Raw genomic sequence first — 22391 nt, forward strand, 5'->3', positions numbered from 1 at the left:
ACTTTTTGGCACTGCATGAATATATATGCGAGAATATGCAAAATTGCTGACACGTACTAAGAGAATCATAATGACTATGCGCAATTCAGAGAAACAAGATAACCTAGTCCGCGCCTTTAAAGCCCTGCTAAAAGAAGAGAGCTTTGGCTCACAGGGTGAAATTGTTGACGCACTCAAGCAGCAAGGCTTTGAAAGCATTAACCAATCTAAAGTTTCACGTATGCTGACCAAGTTTGGTGCTGTTCGTACTCGTAACGCAAAAATGGAAATGGTGTACTGCCTACCGGCCGAGTTGGGCGTACCAACAGTAAGCAGCTCTCTACGTGAACTGGTTTTAGACATCGATCACAATGCGGCATTGGTTGTCATTCACACAGGTCCTGGCGCAGCACAGCTTATTGCTCGCCTACTCGACTCGTTAGGTAAATCCGAGGGTATTCTTGGCGTAGTAGCGGGTGACGATACCATTTTTATTACCCCTACAATGCCAGTATCAACTGAACAATTGTTCAAGTCTGTATGTGAGCTATTCGAGTACACAGGCTGAGACCGACGAGCATTGGTTTAAGTAACTCTTTGTGGGCTATGAAAGAAATACTATTTTGTAGCCCATTATTTATGTAAACAAATTGCTTCATGCGACTACTTTTCACTCACCACTTTTGTGATTAATATCACGCAATTGATCTTTTTCACCATCTTGCCTTATTCACACCTAACTAACTGTTATAAAAAGAATTAAATCAAAGATCAATCACCATACCCTGTCGCAAGCTTTAGACTTATTCGCTATAACATTTAACATTCGGATAATTTTCTGCCAATTTTTTGTTATGATTTGCTCGCTTTTTCAAACAATTGGATTGGAAAAGATGCCGTTTCCAAATAGGAAACTCCAGAAGTGATTTATGGTTATTTCCGGGTAAATAATGAATATAAGGAAGGGAAATTCATGGCATTTAACAAACTTCTCAAAGTAGGCGCTATCGCTGCAGCTGTAATGGGCGCAGGCGCAGTTAACGCTCAAGAGTTTATTACTATCGGTACTGGCTCTGTAACTGGTGTTTACTACCCTACTGGTGGTGCTATCTGTAAGTTGGTAAATAAAGGTCGTAAAGACCACAACATCCGTTGTTCAGTAGAATCAACTGGTGGCTCAATTTACAACGTTAACACTATCCGTGCAGGCGAATTAGATTTTGGTATCGTGCAATCGGATTGGCAGTACCACGGCTACAACGGTACGAGCAAGTTTGCGGAACAAGGCCCGTACAAAAAACTGCGTGCAATGTTCTCTCTTCATACTGAACCTTTCAACATCATCGCACGTGCTGACTCTGGCATCGAAAACGTTCAAGACCTAGCTGGTAAGCGTGTCAACATCGGTAACCCAGGTTCTGGTGACCGCGCGACAATGGGTGTAGTAATGGATGCAATGGGCTGGACAAATGACAGCTTCAAACTTGCTTCAGAGCTAAAAGGCTCAGAGCGTTCTCAAGCCCTTTGTGACAACAAAATTGATGCGTTCATCTACATGGTTGGCCATCCAAACGGTTCAATCAAAGAAGCAACAACATCATGTGATGCGAAGCTAGTGCCTGCAACTGGTCCTAAGATCGACAAGATCGTCGCAGATAACCCGTACTACGCATTCAGCACAGTGCCGGCTGGTATGTACCGTGGTACAGATAAAGACGTGAAGAGCTTTGGTGTTGCGGCAACAATGGTAACAACATCTGATGTTTCTGATGAAGTTGCATACAACGTTGCTAAAGCCGTGTTCGAGAACTTCGACACCTTCAAACGTCTGCATCCAGCTTTTGCTAACCTGAAAAAAGAAGACATGGTGAAAGCAGGTATTTCTATCCCTCTTCACCCTGGTGCAGAAAAATACTACAAAGAAGTGGGTCTAATTAAGTAAGCACTCACTTATTTCAATCTCAGGCAGAAAAAGATGGTTTTCTGCCTGATTGAGTATGCTGGTTGTAGCACGTTGAACTAGCATGCTTTGTTCATTTGCCAGTTTTTCTTAGAACTGCGCACTCAATACCCAAGAAAACACTTTAACGCCGCCAACAAAGCACTCGGTACTCTTGCTTTGTGATTCGGCAGCGGAATACTCGAAAGCAAACTTCGCTCCATTCACTACACTGATAAAGGCGAAGTGTGGTTCTCGATAGAAGAACGGACAGGACCATCAATAATAAGGAAAAAGTACATGGCGACGAATAAGACTCCGTCTCAAGATGTGCAAGAAATGGTGGCTCAAGCAGACACGGGCGCACGTAACCCTTCGGGAGTGCAAGGACGAATCCTTTGGTTAGTCCCGCTGTGTTGGTCACTATTTCAATTATGGTACGCCTCCCCGCTACCATTTATTTTCAATTTTGGCGTACTGAATGACACTGAAGCGCGAGCGATTCACCTCACTTTCGCGATATTTTTGGCCTTCACTGCTTATCCAGCAATGAAGAACTCTCCGCGTGATCACATTCCTCTTGTGGATTGGATTCTCGCGTTAGCGGGTAGCTTTTCGGCTGCCTATATCTACCTTTTCTACACCGAACTCGCAGGACGTTCCGGCGCGCCCACCACTGCCGATATTGTGGTTGCGGTCGTTGGCATGATATTGCTACTTGAAGCGACTCGTCGTGCATTAGGGCCTCCGCTAATGGTTGTGGCCGCCGTGTTCCTGACTTACACGTTTGCTGGCCCATACATGCCAGATGTCATAGCCCACAAAGGCGCAAGCTTAGGTAAAGCGATGTCGCATCTGTGGCTAACCACCGAAGGGGTATTTGGTGTTGCGTTAGGTGTATCCACTTCTTTCGTATTCTTGTTTGTACTGTTTGGCGCGATGCTAGAGCGTGCGGGTGCGGGTGCTTACTTCATTAAAGTCGCATTTTCTCTACTTGGTCATATGAAAGGCGGCCCAGCTAAAGCCGCCGTTGTCGCATCTGGTCTATCGGGTCTGGTTTCAGGCTCATCGATCGCAAACGTCGTAACCACGGGTACTTTTACCATTCCATTGATGAAACGAGTCGGCTTCCCGGGCACAAAAGCGGGTGCCGTTGAAGTAGCAGCGTCAACCAATGGTCAGCTCACCCCGCCAATCATGGGCGCGGCAGCATTTTTGATGGTGGAATACGTCGGAATTTCTTACGTAGAGGTTATCAAAGCGGCATTACTTCCAGCGCTGATTTCCTACATCGCGTTGATTTACATCGTTCACCTTGAAGCATGTAAAGCGGGCATGACTGGCTTACCTCGTCGTCATAATCCAACGTTACTGCAAAGCCTACTTTCATTCACGGCTACCATTTTAGGTCTGTGTGTAATCAGCGCTGTGGTGTACTACGGTGTAGGTTGGACGAAAGATGTCTTTGGCGACGCAGCGACTACGATAGTAACGGTCGCTCTACTCATCGCCTACGTCGGCCTCGTAAAAATTTCTGCGAACCACATGAAAGATGGCGCAATTGAGATTGATGCGGAGCTGACTGAAGTGCCAGATCCGGGTCCTACAGTGAAGTCTGGCTTACACTACCTGCTACCTATCGTGGTACTGGTTTGGTGTTTAACAGTAGAGCGCTTCTCACCTGGCTTATCAGCATTTTGGGCGACCGTCTTTATGGTCTTCATTTTGCTAACACAACGCCCTCTGATGGCGTTACTTGCGAAAGAAGGCGACCTAGTACAGCAAACCAAAGAGGGTTTTGTTGATCTTGCTGAAAGCTTGGTGGCTGGTGCTCGCAACATGATCGGTATCGGTGTCGCAACTGCGGCGGCAGGTACGGTTGTTGGCGTTGTGACGCTAACTGGTATCGGCTTGGTGATGACGGACTTTGTTGAGTTTATCTCTGGCGGTAGTGTCATCCTAATGCTGCTGTTTACTGCGGTTATCAGTCTGATTCTCGGTATGGGCCTGCCTACCACAGCAAACTACATTGTAGTATCAACGCTAATGGCGCCAGTCATCGTAACGCTCGGCGCAGCGCACGGTCTTATCATTCCACTGATTGCGGTGCACTTGTTCGTGTTCTATTTCGGTATTCTCGCCGATGATACACCACCGGTCGGTCTGGCTGCCTTTGCCGCTGCAGCAATCGCGAAGTCCGATCCAATTCGCACCGGTATCCAAGGCTTTACCTACGATATTAGAACCGCCATTCTGCCATTCATGTTTGTTTTCAATACCCAATTATTGTTGATGGGTATCGATTCTTGGTGGCATTTAGCACTCACGGTAATCTCTTCCATCATTGCGATGCTGATCTTCTCTGCCGCTACGCAGGGATGGTGGCTGACTCGTAACAAGTGGTGGGAAACCGTCCTATTATTAGTATTAACTTTCTCATTCTTCCGACCTGGTTTTTGGTGGGACATGTTATACCCAGCGAAAGTTCTTTCTCCTGGGGTTGAGATAGCTCAAATCACGGAAAACCTAAATGTAGGAGAATCCATTGAGTTACGTGTTGCCGGACAAAACCTCGAAGGCGAATACGTCGAGAAAACGGTACGTCTGCCATTCGAAGACAGAGCAACGACGGCTGAAGAGCGTATCTCTTCAATGGGTCTGATGCTGACTGAGAACGACGGCAAAATGGTCGTCGACATGGTTGAATTTGGTAGCCCTGCGGAGTCATCTGGTATCGACTTTGATTGGGAAATCAAATGGGTCGTTCAAGACGCGGATCGTCCAATGAAAGAATGGGTATTTGTACCTTGCTTGATTCTTCTGCTGGTACTTGCCATGAACCAAAAACGTCGTGCTCGCAAGGAACAACTGAGCGCATAACCGATTTGGCCCCGCGGATCTGGGGCCTTAGTGAGAGACATTGAATGTATAAACAAATTCTTGTTCCGGTTGATCTAAATGACCAAGGCTTCTCAGACCGGGCGGTTGAACTGGCGGTGTGGCAAGCAAAACAAGCAAACGCAGAAATCCACCTGCTCACTGTTTTGCCAGGTATTCACATGTCGATGGTCGCAACTTACTTCCCAAAAGACGCAGCGGCGAAAATGAAGCAAGATGTGAAGCAGCAGCTAAAAGCATTTGCCAGCGAGCACATTGATGATGAAGTGATTTACAAAGTGCACGTTGCCGAAGGCAAAGCTTACGCAACAATTCTTGATTACGCCGAACGTTTGGGCGCAGACCTTATTATCATGCCAAGTCACAAGCGTTCGAAAATTAACAAAGTGATGCTTGGTTCTGTTGCAAGTAAAGTTGTGGAATATTCTCCAATCAACGTGATGGTAGTGAAGCCGCAAGGTTAAGCTTACGGCCACGCAAGAAAAAAAGGTTGATGCTCGCATCAACCTTTTTTGTATCTCTCATCATTATCCAGCAGCACGAACGAAGGCCTGTAGGGTCTTGCTGGGATGCTCGGCAGTCAGGGCATCAATCTCACCCACCGCTTCTACTTTTCCGTTAGCAACAAAGGCAAAGTGACTCGCAATCGCTTTGGCATCACTAAGATGATGCGTAACCATCAACACGGTAATTCCGCGCTCCGCAGCCAGTTTTTTTACCAAGCTCAGCATCTCTTCACGCAACACTGGATCAAGTGCCGAGAAAGGCTCATCCAACAGCCACATGGAATGAGGCTGAACAAAACAACGCGCTAAGGCAACACGTTGACGCTGCCCTCCAGAAAGGTGCTCAGGCAAACGGTCGAGGTACTCTGCAACGCCAACTTGCTGCGCAGCTTGTTCAACCTGACGCTTTTGGTCTACCGTGAGCTTTAGTCCCGGGTGTAAACCTAAGCCAATGTTGTCACGCACCGACAAGTGAGAAAACAAGTTATGCTCTTGGAACAGCATGGAGAAAGGACGCTGATAAGGCTCTTTGCGCACAATCGACTCACCATCAACCCGAATGTCACCTTGGTCAGGATGGATAAATCCTGCAACCAGAGCCAGCAAGGTTGATTTCCCTGCCCCACTCGGCCCCATCAACGATACAATCTGACCACGTTCAATGCTCAACTCAAAACGAAACAGTTCACGTTGGTAGGTGTACTGCACATCATCCAACACTAGCATTATGCTTTCTCCTTCGCTTTCAATACTTTCTCTATCAAGGCAAAACAGCCCACACTCAACAACAATAACGTCACGGACACCACTGCAGCGGCGTCCATCTGATAACTGCCAAGCAACTGGAACAAATACAGAGGTAAGGTACGAAATTCTTGTCCACCAAACAGCGCTATCGCGCTTAAATCCCCTATTGCAAACATAAAGCTGATCGCAAACGCATGTGCAAACGGCTTGCGCAGCGCCTGCCACTCCACCACTTTAAATCGTTGCCAGCCACGCATGCCTAAGCTGGCACATACATATTGATACTGTTGCTCAATGTGCAGCATCGGTTGCGCTAGCGTTTTGATCACGTAAGGCAAAGCCATCAAACTATTCACCAAAATCACGACAAAAAACGCCAAGCTAAAAACATCGGTAAATGATCGCAGTAGTAAGAATAGGCCAGTGCTAATCACCAGCCCCGGCGTCACTAGAATAATGGTACCGATTAACTCTATTTGATCAGCTCGCGTGTTTTTATACTGCAAACGCCAACGGCGACTGGTCAACAATATAGACACTCCCGCAGCGACCGCAAGTGCACTGGCTAACCCTGCAACTTTGAGCGAGTTAGATAACGCAGACCAAAAACGTTCATCGGTTAACACCGTCCAAACTTGTTGGTTGATACCACTCAGTAACACCATCAGTAACGGCGGTATCACCAGTAAAAAGGAACCTATGATCCAAAAGCTATCCCAAGCTTTTGACCACCTATGATCCTTCGTTAAAAATTGCTGTACCGATGTGCTGCCAGCACTGATAGCAACAGGCTTTGTTAACTTCTGTACTCCAATCGCAAGTAGTCCACACAACAGCATCTGCCACAGCGCCAATAACGCACCAGCTTGCAAATCAAAATCAAACTTAATCGCTTGATAGATGGCCAGTTCAATAGTGGTGGATTTTGGCCCGCCACCCAGCGCCATCACAGTTGCAAAACTGGTGAAGCACAACATAAATACCAAGCCACAAACGTGAGGAAGTTGCTGCCTTAAACGCGGCCATTCCACCCAGCGAAACTTATCCCAATGGCTCATACCAAGATGCGCACACAGCTTGTGTTGCTCAGCAGGAATAGACTCCAAGGCTTGCAGCAGCAAGCGTGCCGCGTAAGGTAAATTAAAGAACACATGGGCAAGTAAGATGCCATTCAAACCATAAATAGAAAATGGGATTTTGGTGTCGAAACCTTGCAGCCACTGCGCTAACAAACCGCTGTTGCCATAAATCGCTAATAGCCCAAAAACACCAACCAAAACCGGCAAAACCAGTGTCGATGCAAATAGCTTAAGCAGTAATGATTTACCCAAAAATTGGCGACGCGAAAGCGCGTGCGCAACTGGAATGGCAAAACCAACACTGAGCAATGTGGAAAGAAAAGCTTGGTAAAAGCTGAACTTGGTGACATGTTGATAATACGGGTCGTCCCATGCCACAGACACATCAAGTGAAGGGGCTTGAACAATCAAAGCACCTAGGGCAGAAATAACAAAGGTCGCGATGATCATCGCGACCCCTAAACCTATTTTTGGAACAGAATTCAAAGGTAAAACCTATCTCATTCAGATGAGGGTGGAAACGTCAGCTAAAACGTCAGTGCGCTTTGCCATTCGCGAATCCAAGACTTACGCATATTTGCCACTTCATCAGCACTAAAACTCAACGACTTGCTTGGAACGCTCAAGGTTTCAAAACCTTTAGGTAACTCAACGTCAGTAACTGGGTACATCCAGTTGCCCGTTGGCATCGCTGACTGGAACTCATCACTTAAAATGAAATCCATAAACTTATCAGCAAGTTCTGAATTTTTTGACCCTTTCACTTTGGCGGCTACTTCAACTTGCATGTAGTGGCCTTCAGAAAAATTCGCCGTCGCAAACTTCGAATCGTTTTCCGCAATTAAGTGGTACGCAGGTGAGGTGGTGTAAGAAAGCACTAAATCGGACTCACCATTGAGGAACATAGAATACGCTTCTGACCAACCTTTCGTGACCGTTACGGTTTTGCTTGCTAGCTTCTGCCACGCTTGCGTCACATCGTCGCCATAAATGGATTTCATCCACAGCATCAAGCCTTGGCCCGGCGTTGACGTACGCGGATCTTGATAAATCACTTTCAAATCGTCGCGCGTTTCCACCAGCTCTTTCATGCTTTTCGGTGGATTAGCCAGTTTCTCTTTGTTGTACACAAACGCGAAGTAGCCGTAATCGTACGGTACAAACGTCGTATCGCTCCAACCGTTTGGTAACACTGTGTTGGCCGTATCCACATTGTGCTCGGTAAGCAGACCGGTTTTCTTCGCTTCTGCCATCAGGTTGTTATCCAAACCTAACACGATGTCGGCTTTGCTATTACCGCCTTCAAGACGAAGACGATTCAGGATCGACACACCATCGTCCAACACTACGAAGTTAACGTCACAGCCACATTTTGCTTCAAAAGCTTGCTCGATTTTAGGACCCGGCCCCCAATCTGCGGCAAAAGAGTCGTAGGTATAGATGGTTAATGTGTTTTCAGCGGCAAACGCTGAAGTAGAGGTGATTGCAGCTAAGGCAATCAGATTTAGAGTGGTTTTCACTGCTCGCTCTCCATGAGTATTTCAGAGAAATAAGTTGAGCGGCACAGGGTTTGAGGCGGCTATTAAGGATTTCCAATATCCAGACTCAATTCCTACGCCAGCATTATCTGGTTCAGGTAATACGGGTCCCTAGTAAAGCACTTAGGTCTCAGCGCCCAAATGCATTGATTGACTCAATGCAAAATGGGTTTGCTCCCCGATGAGTTGGATGGATTGTAAAGGTATTTGAGTGGTTACACAATCAGCTCACGAGCGCTGGTCATAGCCCCAACGAGGCACTAAACCTTGCTCAATACCTAAGTGGTCGAGAATTCTCGCCACCATAAAATCCACTAAGTCTTCAATGCTCTTTGGCTGATGGTAGAAGCCCGGAGCCGCTGGCATGATGGTGACGCCCATTTGCGATAGCTTGTGCATGTTCTCCAGATGTAGCGTTGAAAATGGCGTTTCACGAACCACGAGCAACAGTTGCCCGCGTTCTTTCATTACCACATCAGCCGCCCGTTCGATCAAGTTGTCCGACATACCATGCGCGATCGCCGCAACACTTCCTGCTGAACATGGGCAAACCACCATTTGCTTTGGTGCCGCTGAGCCAGACGCTACCGGTGAGAACCAGTCATCTTTACCACAAACAGTGATGTTATTTGGATCACAGTTGAGATGTTCCACCAGCGCTTGCTTTGCGGCGTCTGGCCCACTTGGCAGCTTAAGGTTGTGTTCGGTTGCCATCACAACGCGAGCCGCCGAAGAAATCAGAACGTAGACATGATAATCCGCCGCGACCAAACATTCTAAAAGACGAAGGCCATAAGGAGCACCAGAGGCACCCGTTAATGCCAACGTGATGGCTTTTTTCTGAGAGGGTTGTATTTTGTTGTGCATATCAATCAGGCTTTTAGTTTTAACTGCTCAAGAAGTTTTCCGTGAATACCACCAAAGCCACCGTTACTCATTACCAGAATTTGGTCTCCAGGCTGAGCACGTTCGACGATTTTAGCTACAAAATTATCTATATCGGCATCGACAAACGCTGGCTGCTTGCATTGCTCAGCAATGTCTTGCACCGACCATTCGATATTGTCTGGCTGGAATAAGAACACTTCATCTGCGCTGTGTAGCGAATCCGCGAGTGTATTCTTATGAACACCACGCTTCATGGTGGCAGAGCGAGGTTCCAATACAGCAAGGATACGTTTTTCACCCACTTTGTTACGCAAACCGCCCAGTGTCAGTTCAATTGCCGTAGGGTGATGCGCGAAATCATCGTAAACCGTGATGCCTTGTTCTTCACCTTTGAGCTCTAAACGACGCTTAGTGTTGATAAAACGACCCAACGCCTGACAAGCAAGTTCCGGCGTTACACCAACGTGTCGTGCGGCAGCGATCGCCATCAGTGCATTATCCACATTGTGGTCACCCACCAAATCCCATTCGACGGTACCGACCTTCTCGCCTTGCAAAGCAACTTCAAATTTTGAGCCATCAAGCACTAATTTGTGCGCTTGCCAGTCACCATCCTCACCAGAGAACTGTTTTTCCGTCCAGCAGCCACGCTCTAATACATCCGCCAAAGCTTGATCCTGCTTCGGCGCTAAGATCAAACCATTGCCCGGTACCGTTCGTACTAAATGATGGAATTGGCGCTTGATCGCTTCTAGATCATCGAAGATGTCAGCATGATCGAACTCAAGGTTGTTCATGATTAAAGTGCGAGGATGGTAATGCACAAACTTAGAACGCTTATCGAAAAAAGCACTGTCATATTCGTCCGCTTCAACGACAAAAAACATGCTTTCGCCCAAACGAGCCGACACACCGAAGTTACCCAACACGCCACCAACGAGGAAACCAGGTTGGTAACCACAGTCTTCGAGTATCCACGCCAGCATGCTCGAAGTGGTCGTTTTGCCGTGTGTACCGGAAACAGCCAACACCCAACGGTCATGCAGTAAAAATTCGTTCAGCCATTGTGGTCCTGAGGTGTAACGCATGTTGCTATTAAGTACATGCTCAACACACGGATTGCCACGGCTCATCGCGTTACCAATCACCACAAGGTCAGGTTGAGGATCGAGTTGAGACGGGTCGAAGCCTTCAATAATTTCAATACCTTGAGACTCTAGCAATGTGCTCATCGGTGGGTAAACATTGGCATCAGAACCCGTCACTTTATGCCCTAATTGACGCGCTAAAATTGCTGCGCCGCCCATAAACGTGCCACAGATACCCAAGATATGAATGTGCATAAACTAAACCTTGTAATGCGTTCTTTGATGCCTTCATTATCGCGATAACGACCAGAAAAGCGAGTGACTTTAGCCTTCTTCTTGCAGTCCCTTTCACAAATATGACAAGGTTGAACAGAGACTGTACAGCGCTCTGACCTGCGAATGAATCCCTAATTTGAGCAGACAAATAAATTGAGATCTCAGACAGTTACTTCATTACCATTAAAAAGATCCACGACTTAAAATTACATCTAGCGCAAACGTTTAACATCCATAAAGAGATGCCCGTTGCGCAACACCCCCAATGAAATGTAAATGTAAGGATTAACCATGTCAGGAATGCGCACCCTAGGCGAATTCATTGTTGAAAAACAAGCGGATTTCCCCCACGCTAGCGGTGATCTCTCATCTCTTTTAGCATCCATTCGTTTAGCTGCAAAAATCGTTAACCGTGAAATCAACGCAGCAGGTCTTGGTGATATCACTGGCGCTGTCGGCACGGAAAATGTCCAAGGCGAAGCGCAGCAAAAGCTAGACGTGTACGCGAACGACAAATTTAAAGCGGCGCTTGAAGCTCGTGACCAAGTTTGTGGCGTTGCCAGTGAAGAAGAAGATGAAGCGGTTGCGTTCAACAAAGAACTCAACCAAAACGCAAAGTATGTTGTATTGATGGACCCACTTGATGGTTCTTCAAATATCGACGTAAACGTGTCTGTCGGTACCATCTTCTCTATTTATCGCCGTGTTTCGCCTATTGGCACACCCGCGACAGAAGAAGATTTCCTTCAGCCAGGTCATAAGCAAGTTGCAGCAGGTTACGTAATTTACGGTTCATCAACTATGTTGGTGTACACCACAGGTAACGGCGTAAACGGCTTTACTTACGACCCATCCATCGGCAGCTTCTGCCTATCTCATGAAAACATGATGATTCCTGAAGATGGTAAGATCTACTCCATCAACGAAGGTAACTACATTCGTTTCCCACAAGGTGTGAAAAAGTACATCAAATACTGCCAAGAGAATGTGCCTGAAGACGGTCGTCCATACACCTCTCGCTACATTGGTTCTTTGGTGGCGGATTTCCATCGCAACCTGCTTAAAGGTGGCATCTACCTTTACCCAAGTACGCAAAGTCACCCACAAGGCAAACTTCGCCTGCTTTACGAATGCAACCCAATGGCATTTCTCATCGAACAAGCGGGCGGCATTGCATCAGATGGCGTGAATCGCATAATGGACATCAAACCGACTGAGCTACACCAGCGTGTTCCTTTCTTTGTGGGTTCGAAGAACATGGTTCGCAAAGTTGAAGAGTTCCTTGAACTGCACCGCGACGAAGAATAATCTCAGACCTTTGTCCAACGCGGCAGGTGTTTACCTGCCGCGTTTTTGTCGCTAAAGTGAAATGCGAATTAATCATAGATGAGGGCGATCTTCTGGCTACTCATCCTCAATGAAAAGGAATATTCAAATGAGCCTAAACCATGTACCAGCAGGTAAATCGCTACCTGAAGATATTTACGTCGTTATCGAAATCCCTGCCAATGCAGACCCTATCAAATACGAAGTAGATAAAGACTCTGGTGCTGTATTTGTCGACCGTTTCATGTCTGCGCCAATGTTTTACCCATGTAACTACGGTTACGTGAACAACACACTTTCGCTTGATGGTGACCCAGTAGATGTCCTTGTTCCAACGCCATACCCACTCATGCCAGGTTCTGTTATTCGCTGCCGACCTGTTGGCGTTTTGAAGATGACGGATGAATCGGGCGAAGATGCCAAAGTCGTTGCCGTACCGCACTCTAAAATCTCTAAAGAGTATGAACACATTCAAGATGTGGGCGACATTCCTGAGTTGCTAAAAGCGCAGATCACACATTTCTTTGAACGCTACAAAGAGTTGGAATCAGGAAAGTGGGTGAAAGTTGATGGCTGGGCAGATGTAGAAGCGGCCAAAGCAGAGATTCTACAATCTTACGAGCGTGCGCAAAACAAATAAGCGTAAACGCCAACCCCGAATACAAAAAGATCTGCAAAGTGCAGCTCTTTTGCTTTCTAACCTAAACGCTTGCCTTAGATAGGAGCTCCTGCGGAGGACATACGACCAGCGTCATAATCGTGTTGGAAGAACGGGTCAACGTCATCGCATATTCCGAAATACGGTCGTCCAACCACACCCAGCATATAGGCACTTTGCTCACAATACTCTTGCTTACCTTCTTGATAACCGTTTTGGTAGGCCATGATCAGTTCTGGCGTTGCGTGGTTAGTACCATCCAACTTAGCTATCCGCTCTTGTGACAACTCTCGTAATCCATCTAAGGCAGACTGTTTCCCGAACGCTTGCCAATCAGTCACACTGGTTGAAGCTGGTAAGGTGGTTTGCGCACAAGCAGACAGAAGCATCATCATCGCGCCAATTATTAACACTCTCATCATCACTCCTTACTTTTCTGACTTGTCGTTTTCTAACGTGTTTAGAAACGTTTTTAAATCTCGACAACGTTCTTACGATGGTTACTTAAGTATAGTTCACACCCTTTGACACCAATCGCCAGACGCTATCTCTTCCGTAAGCTGCTCCGTGTCTTGATACAAGTAAATCCACGCTTGGCCAAATGGCGTTGCAATACTCTCTCTACGATATTCGACCGGTACGTCTTCAAGCTTATCGAGCGCCACCAAAGTATCATCATCAATCAGATAAACTTCGCCTTGGATTGAGCGCTGCCCTTCTGACAGCGCTGGGTACGAGCCTACATCGTAGAGCGAAAATTGGGTGTCCGTTTCATGTAAACCAAGAAATTGAGCCGAGCTCAAATAATGATGGTTGTACTCTCCCTTACGTAACGTCCCGTAGACAAAAATCAAATGCTGCATAACCACTCCTTAGCTATGAGTTCTGTGTGGTTAGGACGTGCGCCCTAATCAAATTCAAATTGATAGAGTAGGTCAACTGCGCTATCTACACCAGATACCGCCTCTAAATACAGGTCTTGCATCAATCGGTAACGCACCGTGAACTCACCCAGCGAGTTGAAGATACCGACACCATACTTAACCTGTAGACCTGGCAAAATGTAACCACTCACCGTCACTTGAGAGTCATCACCCGAGCCTGCCGTATCAAGCTGTAAATCTTGTACGCCAAAGGCTTCACCGATTTCTCCAACAACACGACCGCTTTTCGCCAAACTCAGACCAATTAATGTGGTCGTCATCGCGTTACCACCCGACTCACCATCAATATCTTGACCACGAAGCAGGTAAGACAACGCGTTGGCTTGTGGCATCGCTGGCTCCGAGAAAATTTCCACACTCGGATCGGAAGCTGGGCCAGTCACACGCACACCCGCGATCACATCGTCTTGAGTATTATCAGGGTTACGAATCGCTTTGATCGATACATACGGTTGATCCGCTGGACCGTTCATTAAGATCTTACCTTCTTCGATCACCAAATCTTGACCAAATGAACGGTAAGAACCGTCAACGATGTTTACCTCACCAACGATGAATGGTCCTTTGTCTTTTTGTGTCACGTTAAGGCTACCTTTCAAGCCGCCCTTCAAGCCAAACGCCGCAAGTTGGAAGTCGTCACCAATCTTGATGTTGATGTCCGTTTCGACGTTGAATGGCATAGCCGTCACTTCATCAACTGGCTGTAAATCCTTGTTTAAAATCACGGTATCACTCGACACCCCAACCGCACTTGGTGGCAGTTCCTCAATGACGATACGCCCCCATGGCAGATTGATGTTACCTTCCACCTTCGCCAACTGCGGTGTGACATCAATGGTCATGTCAGGCTCAACTTTGATTTTGACCATCGGCGGCATATCAACTTTCAGCTCTTTTGCAAACACGCGGGCGCGAGTGCGCCAGTCTTGCAAGTCACGCCAGTCAGCATCACCGGTGATTTCTAGCTTACCGTCAGGCGTAATGATCCCAGCATCCAAATCCGCTTGGTGACCTTTAAAGTTGATCACGACTTGTCCGGAGTTGATGTCGATTGGCGTCACTTCGCCTTGTAGTTTCATTTGATCGATAAGGAACTGACCATTCACTTTTGGATGCATTACATCACCAGACAAGGCCAAATCAGTATTCATATTCGCCTTGAACAAGCTGTATTCCCCGATCAACGGAGCCAAGAAGTCCAAGTGGAACGTAGAAAGCGCAACATTACCGTCAATAGTTGGCTTCTCAGATGAGACATTCAGTAAAGAAACCTTACCAGACAAGTCACCGTTATCTTTCACATCAAATAACCACTCAGCATCAAGCTTGTCTTTCGCTAATGCCGCTTTAAAGCTGAAGCTGTCCCAGCCCACTTTAATTGGCTGCTCTAGTGCTTGTTCAACTTGGCCTTTTGGCATGTTGACACTCAAGGTAACTTCAGGCTTTTTCTCTGGAGCCCATTTAGCAAAAGCCTGTGCATTAACTGAACCTTGCAGCTTGGTTTCTGGCGGCAGGAATTGTTTAATTTGGTCGAAATTAAAATCATTGATCGCTAACTTCGCTTGGCCACTCTTACCGACACTAATATCTTCGGTTAGACACACACTCGACTTCGCTTGCAACCAACAATGGGCTTGAACATTCGCGATCTGTTTGTCGATATTGACCTTCACCGCAGTCGATTTTTGCAGTGACCAAGGACCTTGTTGCGAGCTCAGCGTCAAGCGGCGCAGCGCCCCATCCCAAATCATTTCTGGCTTCTGCTTAAACGTCCCTTCGATTTCCAAACTGGTCGAAACCAGATCAGACACCACATCAAGCGTCAGTTGATGCAGTTTTTCATCTCCAGAGACTTCAAGATCCGCGCTATCAACTTTAATGTCGTCGTAGGTAATGTTATTCGCAATAAGGCTTAAGTTCGCTTTTGGTGCTGGCAGAGGCGTCACATCGCCCTTTAAGGTGATCGTTTCTACATTCGCCTGTTGCTGCCAGTTGATCTGATTTAAAGCGAGATCAAGATTGATATCAGGCTCTTTCAAACTACCGCGTAGCGCTACTTTACCTTGCATCTTACCCGCAAGATCCGGAACACTTTTCGCAAAGTCAGGGAAGTTAACCTCAACATCCATCAAGATTTGTTTGTCGATCTTGCCCTTCGCACTCAGTTGGTTCGGGCCATGAGAAAGCGCTAAACCTTGAGTGGTTAGTTGGATGTCTTCACCTTTGCCATTCTTATCAGACGCTTCAAGTTGCCCTTCGACATTCAATGGATAACCTCGCAAAATGCCGTCGATGTCTAACTTAGGCAAACTGACTTGCCAACCACCTTGTTCCGTTAACGATCCCGAAGTCGAGAGACTACCACTGATATCCCCTTCTGCTTCTTTCCACTGCAATCCTGGTTGAATGTTCTTCAGGTTCAGGTCGGCTTGCCAGTTGATTGGCGCCGCCCAATTCGCCATAACTTTCCCGGAAAGTTCGCCCCCCAAAGTTTTCACTACAAGGCTTTCGAGATCGATTTGCTCCAGCGTACCTTTGCCGTTCAGCGCAACATCAACGGCAGGAATGTCTTTGCCTGACGCTTTGGTTTCTAATGCGACTTCGTAACCATCAAGTGAACCTTTTGCCGCCAAACTTGGTACAGAAACCTGATAATCACTTTGCCCAAATAGCGGCCATTGCGCTTGAACATTTTTGATCGATACATCAAACGGCAACTGCGTTTTAAGCGGTTGGATGTCACCTTTGATCTCCGCTTGTACAAGCTCGGAAAGCGTAGCATTTAACGATAAATCCCCAACCGAACCAGAGGCCGAAAGCGACAGTTTTTGTCCCTTCGCATCCGCTTGCTTCACTAACGCGTCCAATTGCGCTTTGATTGGGTAATCAGCAGAAAGGGTCACTTGTGTGCTTAACTTGCCTTCCACTTCTGGCATGTCGAGCTCTAACGTTTTGACATCAACACGCTCACCACCCGCTCTTGCAACCAAACCAAGATGATTGACGATCACTGGCGTTTCACCCGCCAGTTTAAAATTATGAATATCCAGACGACGCGCTTCCACCGTCAGTGGAATCCATACTTCTGGTAATACAATATCTTGCGGCGTAGCGTCAGTTTCTTTCGGCTCCTCGGCAGCCGCTTCAGGTTCAGCTTCACTTGGTGCGAGTGCAACATTGATGTCTTTCAACGCGGTTGGTGCGATCACCAAACGATCGCCCTGCATCGACAAAGCGGTCGAGAACGTTTGCCAATCAATCTGATTGCCTAACACATTGACGTTGATGTCATTAAAGCTGACTTTATTGACAAAAATTGGCACTGGCGTGCTGATAGAGCGCAGCGGTGGTGCTTCTTCTTCAGGCTCTTCACTGGCAGGTGGCAATTCTGGCATTTGGAAGTTAACACCTTGCAGCGCCAGTTCATCAACACACACTTTTGGGTCAAAGAAACAGCGGAAGTTAATCGCCAACGCAAGGCGCTCGACTTTCGCATCAATATGTAAAGACTCATCAACAAAGCTGACATTTTGCAGTGCAAAACGAGGGAATAGCGAACCTTGAATGTTCTCGACTTTGAGCTGAGGTAAGGCTTTCTCTGCGCCCCAAATCGCCAACTTCAACCCTGGATGGGTAAACAGTACCGTTGCGACAAAAATAGTGATTAACAACAGCAGACCAATCAAACTTAGTGATAACCACTTGGTCCACTTAAACATCTTTTTGATCATAACTCAGGCCCCAAAGAGAAGTGGATGCGGAATTCGTTGTTTGGCTTTTCATCCAGCCCCCACGCAAAGTCGAAGCTTACCGGTCCCACAGGTGAAGCCCATCGAATACCAACCCCGGCACCAGATTTCCATTCAGGTGTGTCATTAAACGCATCACCAATATCGTAGAACGTTGCGGCCCACCAGTTGCCGTAAACACGATATTGATACTCTAAGGTGCTGCTTAAGATGTATTTCGCACCCGTTAATGCGCCACTTTCATCGACAGGTGAGATGGATTCATAGCCATAACCACGGATGTTGTTGTCACCACCAGCAAAGAAACGCAACGATGGCGAAAGCTTTTCAAATTCCTCCGTGATGTTAGCCCCCCCTTCGAGACGGAACAAACCACGATGGTTTTCGCCGATGCCACGAATCCACGAAGATCGCCCAAGCAGACGCAATACGCGCGTTTCAGACAGTAGCGCCGGATCGCCGTATTCAACCGTTACGCTTTGCTTATCGCCCCACATTGGCATACTGCCACCACGGACACGAGTACGCGAAAAGGTTGCGCCAGGAAGCACAAACTGCACGCCATCATCTTGCAAACCTTGCGAGAAGTTTTCGTACAAGTGACGAACGTACACGGTTTTGTGCCAACCACCGTCGGTTAACCAGTGTCTTTCTACCGCAAGGTTTGATTCCAAACTCTCAGTATCACGGTTGTCCAAATGCTTCAGACCAAATTGCAATTGATAGTATTCACGTAAGACGTCGTCTAATGGAATTTTGTAGCCGGCGGTGATGGTTTGTTCTGGTTTGGAGAGAGAAAGCGCCGTATTAAAGCTATGACCGCGTGCACTTACCCATGGTTTTTTCCATTTTAAAGTACCGCGCACACCCGTATCGGTGGAGTAACCAATACCAGTTTCAATTTGGTTTTTCGCAGCAGGCGCTAACGAGACTTTAATCGGCAACTCGCGCCCATCTTCAAGCTTGCTTAAGTCAGGCTCAACAAACACGGAGGAAAACCAATCGGTGTTAGACAGGTTTTGGTTGTATTCACCCACATCAGAGACAAGATAAGGTTCGCCAATTTCAAAAGGTCGCATCGACTCAACACGGTTTTCCCAGATCTGGCTTCCCGTAATTTCTACCGGACCAAAGTGATAGCGAATACCGCTGTCGTAGTGCAAACGCACATTGGCTTCATTCAATTCGGGGATCACTTCCAGCTTGTTGAGTTTAAAGTCACCATTGAAGTAACCACGTTGCAAAGCCAGGTTACGGATCCCTGATTTAAGGCTGTCATACTCACCCTGATTTAAAATCCGCCCAACTTTTAAAGGCGATTTGGCGATGAGATTCGCGAATTCTTCATCCTCTTTCGCTTCACCGCTGATCACGACATCCATTACTTTGATCTTAACTGGTAAACCTTTGTGGATGTTAACGATCAGCTCGTCATTCCCTTCGGAAATAGAGTATGAAATTTTTGCATGATAATAGCCAAGCGCATTCAGCGCTTCAGTGATACTTTGATCCAATCGCGCCTGAAAGCGCAGCGAAGTGGAGTAATCCTTCTCTGGAATCGAAGACAGGTACGCTTTCACGTTATCTTCCAGTGCGCCATCGATGCCTTTAAGCTTTAAAGAAACATCGGCATACGCGCTCTGAGAAACAACCAACAAGCCAACAATGATGGGGAGAGCTTTTTTTATCATGCTTTTTTAGCTGAATGAGGTTAAATAAACGTAAATAATGATAACGCCAATTAAAGGCTAAGTCTGTAATATTAATAGGTTTACCGCGGTCTATGTCATAACAACATCAGATACAGACGAAATGAAAAAGTTCGCAAATTTAAGACACGTATTAAAGGACAAATACCATGCTCAACAAACAGACATTAATCAGTATAGAAGATGCCCTGCCTGGTAGAGAACAACCAATGCAGATTGAAGATTGTCATTTTGTAAATCAATCGAGTCTAACGGCACCACTAGCCCATCATCAGCAACAGATTTTGTTAGGCATGGGGTGCTTTTGGGGCGCCGAACGTCTTTTTTGGCAATTGGATGGCGTGGTTTCGACATCTGTGGGTTATGCGGGTGGGTTTACACCAAATCCAACCTACGAAGAAGTGTGTACGGGTAAAACCGGTCATACTGAGGTTGTGAGAGTCGTGTTTGATGAGCGTGTTATCTCACTAGCACAACTCCTTGCGGTATTTTGGGAAAAACACGACCCAACTCAAGGCATGCGCCAAGGCAACGATCTCGGCACACAATATCGATCTGCGATTTACACGTACTCTCAAGAGCAGCAAGAACTTGCTGAAAAATCAAAGCTTCAGTATCAACAAGCATTAGAAGCTGAGCTTCGCTCAACGATTACTACTGAGATCGTCCTAGCAGGGACTTACTATTTTGCAGAAACCTACCATCAACAGTATCTTGCAAAGAATCCGGATGGCTACTGTGGCATAGGCGGCACAGGTGTTTGCTTCCCACCAAGCTTGCAAGGCTAATCAAACTGCACTGAAACGAGAAAGAGCGACCAAGGTCGCTCTTTTTAATCTTTCGTTTTTTGGGTTAACACGCCATGAATGGTTTAGGCGGATAATGATGAAATTGCTTGGTTTACTTCTTTAAAGACAGCCAGTCGCTTTTGATCTTTCACATCAGGAAGCAGCACTTTGCCATTATCAAAGCAGAAACTTCCCACCCCAACAATGAAGAATTGCCCTTTAAACAACGTCTTTACAAAACGGGCCACTTGTAGTGGTCGATATACAGCAAACTCACGTAGCATAATTCACCTCAATTCCTTTGAGAAAACCCCGATTGCTTATTCTCTGCAACCTTAATGCGCATTTTGCGACGGAGTTCAGTGTAGCAAATTCTAACTACAACGCAACATTACACCACTGCATACGTTAAATAAATGTTATCAACAATTCTACAAATTTGCCGGGACTGGATATATACTGGCTTAACTCCCAAACCCAAACGGAATATAACAATATGAAAACTAAGACTCTCCTACCTATACTGCTTGCTCTTTCTCCAAGTTTGGCTTTCGCACATAACTTGTCGGTTGGTGAAATCGTTCCACCTGCACAAGTCGGCGCATACGGTGAAATTGTTTTACAAGGTGAAGGTGTGGCTTACCAGCCTTGGGCAACACAGCATATGTTAGGTAAAGTCCGCGTAATTCAAGCGATTGCTGGTCGCAGCAGTTCAAAAGAGATGAACGCACCGCTGATGACTGCAATTACCGCCGCTAAATTCCCAGAAGATAGCTACCAGACCACCACCATCATCAACCAAGATGATGCGATTTGGGGCACTGGCTCATTTGTGAAATCTTCTGCACAAGACAGTAAAAAAGAGTTTCCTTGGTCATCAATGGTATTGGATGAAAATGGCTTGGTGGCGAACACTTGGGGGCTAAAAGAAGAAAGCTCTGCGATCATCGTACAAGACAAACAAGGCAAAGTTCTGTTTGTGAAAGAAGGCGCATTGACGCAAGACGAAATTACACAAGTGATTGGCCTTATCAAGCAAAGTATTTAGTTCGAGATGACGGCTCCTGACTCGGCACCAATCAGGAGCCTCAATCACACCATGTCCCACTAATATGCTGTGTTAAATTTTCCTCACCAGACAAAAGAGTGAACTTTTGCCAATAATGAGTGTTATATTATAACACCCGTTAGGATTTCAGGCGTTCAGATGTACTTTTCTTGGCAAACCATTTTCAGATCTTGGCATCGCACTGTTGTACTTTTCAGTGTTGCTTTGCTGATCATCTGGAATTTTGCTTCGATCTTTCATCAAGTCGACCTCACACCAGAGCATCATACTCATCATCACTGCCAACTCTTCGCTGGCGCGCAACATGGTCTCGCTAAAGCACAACCGGCAATCCCTGTACCGTCATACTCTCGGGCCCATTATGATGATGTCTCAGAGCGCTCGCATCATGTAGAAGAAGTATTCAGCGCTGCGCGTGCACCGCCTTATTTTGCGTAAACACTCAAACACAACCCAATTACGTTATTTCCAACGTGTATAGACGCGTTTCAATAACAGAACGTCAAATGAGTACTAATCTGAAATCAATCAGATCTCGGATTTATCAGCAAAATTAGGAAAGTAAAATGCCATCTAAACAGGTTTTAGCGATCGTTATCGGTTTGTCTCTATCGACAGTCGCAACAGCAGAAGAATACCGCCAACACAGTGCACACGTTCATGGTCATGTTGAATTTAATATTGCCCAAGACGGCAGTGACTTGCTGCTCGAAATCACAGCTCCTGGGGCTGATGTGGTCGGCTTTGAACGCGCACCAGAAAATGCAGAGCAAGAGAAAACACTGCAACATGCAATCGCAACGCTAGAAGATAGCAACGCACTGTTTGCGATTAACCCACAAGCACAATGCGAAATTGAAGAAGTTCATGTTGAACACTCGCTTGGGGGGCAACATGAAGAACATGAGCACCATGATCATGAAGGCCATGACCATGATGAACACGCCCATCACGATCACGACAAACATGAGCACGACGGTCATGAAGGTCACGACCATTCAGAGCACAGCGACCACGGTGAATTTACCGTGCAATATCGCTTTCATTGTGCCCAAGTCGGCGAACTTAGCCGTATTCAAACTGATTGGTTTAACCAATTCCCAAGTACTGAATCGGTAAATGTAAACCTATTCACAGATACGACTCAATCAGCCACTAGCTTAACCAAAAGCAACACTCAAATCGCAATCAAATAACCCAAATAGCGTGT

At 46.5% G+C, this 22391-nt stretch carries 20 protein-coding genes and 1 riboswitch; of the genes, 10 read left to right on the forward strand and 10 right to left on the reverse strand.

Annotation, left to right across the window (positions count from 1 at the left end; all coding sequences use genetic code 11):
• Positions 1–76 precede the first annotated feature (76 nt).
• From argR to OU793_RS12290, 4 genes are all read left to right on the forward strand, one after another.
• Entirely contained in the window at positions 77–547 is a 471-nt protein-coding gene (gene argR, locus OU793_RS12275; RefSeq protein WP_005430583.1) for a transcriptional regulator ArgR, read from the forward strand.
• 405 nt (positions 548–952) lie between these two features.
• Positions 953–1921, forward strand: coding sequence for a TAXI family TRAP transporter solute-binding subunit (locus OU793_RS12280; protein WP_021454067.1), 969 nt, complete (start codon positions 953–955; stop codon positions 1919–1921).
• Positions 1922–2218: 297 nt separating this feature from the next.
• Complete coding sequence (locus OU793_RS12285) at positions 2219–4798, forward strand: TRAP transporter permease (RefSeq protein ID WP_029854277.1); 2580 nt, start codon at positions 2219–2221, stop codon at positions 4796–4798.
• Positions 4799–4842: 44 nt separating this feature from the next.
• Complete coding sequence (locus tag OU793_RS12290; protein ID WP_005454686.1) at positions 4843–5280, forward strand: universal stress protein; 438 nt, start codon at positions 4843–4845, stop codon at positions 5278–5280.
• Between the two features lie 63 nt (positions 5281–5343).
• On the opposite strand, the gene thiQ is transcribed toward OU793_RS12290, so the two are convergent.
• The 5 genes from thiQ to mpl form a co-directional block, all read right to left on the reverse strand.
• Positions 5344–6048 (reverse strand): thiamine ABC transporter ATP-binding protein, encoded by a 705-nt coding sequence (gene thiQ / locus OU793_RS12295; RefSeq protein ID WP_023584999.1) that lies wholly within the window; start codon positions 6046–6048, stop codon positions 5344–5346.
• Complete coding sequence (gene thiP / locus OU793_RS12300) at positions 6048–7634, reverse strand: thiamine/thiamine pyrophosphate ABC transporter permease ThiP (RefSeq protein WP_140201831.1); 1587 nt, start codon at positions 7632–7634, stop codon at positions 6048–6050. Before thiP ends, thiQ begins: the two co-directional genes overlap by 1 nt.
• 41 nt (positions 7635–7675) lie before the next feature.
• Positions 7676–8668, reverse strand: coding sequence for a thiamine ABC transporter substrate binding subunit (thiB, locus tag OU793_RS12305; protein WP_140201830.1), 993 nt, complete (start codon positions 8666–8668; stop codon positions 7676–7678).
• 72 nt (positions 8669–8740) lie between these two features.
• Positions 8741–8877, reverse strand: a riboswitch (TPP riboswitch).
• Positions 8878–8914: 37 nt separating this feature from the next.
• Positions 8915–9553: a flavin prenyltransferase UbiX gene (locus OU793_RS12310; protein ID WP_005489583.1), complete on the reverse strand. Its 639-nt coding sequence runs from the start codon at positions 9551–9553 to the stop codon at positions 8915–8917.
• Between the two features lie 5 nt (positions 9554–9558).
• A complete protein-coding gene (mpl, locus tag OU793_RS12315; protein WP_020904286.1) occupies positions 9559–10917 on the reverse strand; it encodes a UDP-N-acetylmuramate:L-alanyl-gamma-D-glutamyl-meso-diaminopimelate ligase in 1359 nt (452 codons plus the stop codon).
• A gap of 312 nt (positions 10918–11229) precedes the next feature.
• Here mpl and fbp point away from each other — a divergent pair, with 312 nt between their 5' ends.
• Entirely contained in the window at positions 11230–12246 is a 1017-nt protein-coding gene (gene fbp, locus OU793_RS12320) for a class 1 fructose-bisphosphatase (protein ID WP_005454699.1), read from the forward strand.
• A gap of 127 nt (positions 12247–12373) precedes the next feature.
• Positions 12374–12904, forward strand: coding sequence for an inorganic diphosphatase (ppa, locus tag OU793_RS12325; protein ID WP_005454643.1), 531 nt, complete (start codon positions 12374–12376; stop codon positions 12902–12904).
• Between the two features lie 74 nt (positions 12905–12978).
• On the opposite strand, the gene OU793_RS12330 is transcribed toward ppa, so the two are convergent.
• The 4 genes from OU793_RS12330 to OU793_RS12345 all read right to left on the reverse strand — a co-directional run bounded on the left by OU793_RS12330 (position 12979) and on the right by OU793_RS12345 (position 19306).
• Positions 12979–13341 (reverse strand): DUF2799 domain-containing protein, encoded by a 363-nt coding sequence (locus OU793_RS12330; RefSeq protein WP_005479645.1) that lies wholly within the window; start codon positions 13339–13341, stop codon positions 12979–12981.
• A gap of 96 nt (positions 13342–13437) precedes the next feature.
• Entirely contained in the window at positions 13438–13785 is a 348-nt protein-coding gene (locus tag OU793_RS12335) for a gamma-glutamylcyclotransferase (protein WP_140201829.1), read from the reverse strand.
• A gap of 44 nt (positions 13786–13829) precedes the next feature.
• A complete protein-coding gene (locus OU793_RS12340; protein ID WP_140201828.1) occupies positions 13830–17597 on the reverse strand; it encodes a translocation/assembly module TamB domain-containing protein in 3768 nt (1255 codons plus the stop codon).
• Entirely contained in the window at positions 17594–19306 is a 1713-nt protein-coding gene (locus OU793_RS12345) for an autotransporter assembly complex family protein (RefSeq protein WP_005489530.1), read from the reverse strand. Before OU793_RS12345 ends, OU793_RS12340 begins: the two co-directional genes overlap by 4 nt.
• Before the next feature lie 167 nt (positions 19307–19473).
• Here OU793_RS12345 and msrA point away from each other — a divergent pair, with 167 nt between their 5' ends.
• Entirely contained in the window at positions 19474–20112 is a 639-nt protein-coding gene (gene msrA / locus OU793_RS12350) for a peptide-methionine (S)-S-oxide reductase MsrA (protein ID WP_062888241.1), read from the forward strand.
• A gap of 83 nt (positions 20113–20195) precedes the next feature.
• On the opposite strand, the gene OU793_RS12355 is transcribed toward msrA, so the two are convergent.
• A complete protein-coding gene (locus OU793_RS12355) occupies positions 20196–20396 on the reverse strand; it encodes a DUF1107 domain-containing protein (RefSeq protein WP_005454667.1) in 201 nt (66 codons plus the stop codon).
• 212 nt (positions 20397–20608) lie between these two features.
• On the opposite strand from OU793_RS12355, the gene OU793_RS12360 reads away from it, so the two are divergent.
• The 3 genes from OU793_RS12360 to OU793_RS12370 all read left to right on the forward strand — a co-directional run bounded on the left by OU793_RS12360 (position 20609) and on the right by OU793_RS12370 (position 22377).
• Positions 20609–21160, forward strand: a complete 552-nt coding sequence (locus OU793_RS12360) for a YtfJ family protein (RefSeq protein ID WP_020840016.1) — start codon at positions 20609–20611, stop codon at positions 21158–21160.
• Between the two features lie 159 nt (positions 21161–21319).
• The gene (locus OU793_RS12365) at positions 21320–21619 is read left to right on the forward strand and encodes a DUF2607 domain-containing protein (RefSeq protein ID WP_140201827.1); all 300 of its coding nucleotides are present in this window, start codon (positions 21320–21322) and stop codon (positions 21617–21619) included.
• A 128-nt stretch (positions 21620–21747) separates the two neighbouring features.
• On the forward strand, positions 21748–22377 hold the full coding sequence (locus OU793_RS12370; RefSeq protein WP_140201826.1) for a DUF2796 domain-containing protein: 630 nt from the start codon (positions 21748–21750) through the stop codon (positions 22375–22377).
• Positions 22378–22391: the final 14 nt, after the last annotated feature.

It is taken from the genome of Vibrio sp. VP6 (assembly GCF_028823755.1).
GTDB classification, from domain to species: domain Bacteria; phylum Pseudomonadota; class Gammaproteobacteria; order Enterobacterales; family Vibrionaceae; genus Vibrio; species Vibrio parahaemolyticus.

What these genes read in the sequence shown, in the direction of transcription:
- OU793_RS12365 (WP_140201827.1), top strand. Translation starts at nt 21,320, where the DNA reads ATGTACTTTTCTTGGCAAACCATTTTCAGATCTTGGCATCGCACTGTT.
- OU793_RS12340 (WP_140201828.1), bottom strand. Translation starts at nt 17,597, where the DNA reads ATGATCAAAAAGATGTTTAAGTGGACCAAGTGGTTATCACTAAGTTTG.
- mpl (WP_020904286.1), bottom strand. Translation starts at nt 10,917, where the DNA reads ATGCACATTCATATCTTGGGTATCTGTGGCACGTTTATGGGCGGCGCA.
- fbp (WP_005454699.1), top strand. Translation starts at nt 11,230, where the DNA reads ATGTCAGGAATGCGCACCCTAGGCGAATTCATTGTTGAAAAACAAGCG.
- OU793_RS12280 (WP_021454067.1), top strand. Translation starts at nt 953, where the DNA reads ATGGCATTTAACAAACTTCTCAAAGTAGGCGCTATCGCTGCAGCTGTA.
- OU793_RS12345 (WP_005489530.1), bottom strand. Translation starts at nt 19,306, where the DNA reads ATGATAAAAAAAGCTCTCCCCATCATTGTTGGCTTGTTGGTTGTTTCT.
- OU793_RS12355 (WP_005454667.1), bottom strand. Translation starts at nt 20,396, where the DNA reads ATGCTACGTGAGTTTGCTGTATATCGACCACTACAAGTGGCCCGTTTT.
- OU793_RS12310 (WP_005489583.1), bottom strand. Translation starts at nt 9,553, where the DNA reads ATGCACAACAAAATACAACCCTCTCAGAAAAAAGCCATCACGTTGGCA.
- ppa (WP_005454643.1), top strand. Translation starts at nt 12,374, where the DNA reads ATGAGCCTAAACCATGTACCAGCAGGTAAATCGCTACCTGAAGATATT.
- msrA (WP_062888241.1), top strand. Translation starts at nt 19,474, where the DNA reads ATGCTCAACAAACAGACATTAATCAGTATAGAAGATGCCCTGCCTGGT.
- thiQ (WP_023584999.1), bottom strand. Translation starts at nt 6,048, where the DNA reads ATGCTAGTGTTGGATGATGTGCAGTACACCTACCAACGTGAACTGTTT.
- OU793_RS12335 (WP_140201829.1), bottom strand. Translation starts at nt 13,785, where the DNA reads ATGCAGCATTTGATTTTTGTCTACGGGACGTTACGTAAGGGAGAGTAC.
- argR (WP_005430583.1), top strand. Translation starts at nt 77, where the DNA reads ATGCGCAATTCAGAGAAACAAGATAACCTAGTCCGCGCCTTTAAAGCC.
- OU793_RS12360 (WP_020840016.1), top strand. Translation starts at nt 20,609, where the DNA reads ATGAAAACTAAGACTCTCCTACCTATACTGCTTGCTCTTTCTCCAAGT.
- OU793_RS12330 (WP_005479645.1), bottom strand. Translation starts at nt 13,341, where the DNA reads ATGAGAGTGTTAATAATTGGCGCGATGATGATGCTTCTGTCTGCTTGT.
- OU793_RS12285 (WP_029854277.1), top strand. Translation starts at nt 2,219, where the DNA reads ATGGCGACGAATAAGACTCCGTCTCAAGATGTGCAAGAAATGGTGGCT.
- OU793_RS12370 (WP_140201826.1), top strand. Translation starts at nt 21,748, where the DNA reads ATGCCATCTAAACAGGTTTTAGCGATCGTTATCGGTTTGTCTCTATCG.
- OU793_RS12290 (WP_005454686.1), top strand. Translation starts at nt 4,843, where the DNA reads ATGTATAAACAAATTCTTGTTCCGGTTGATCTAAATGACCAAGGCTTC.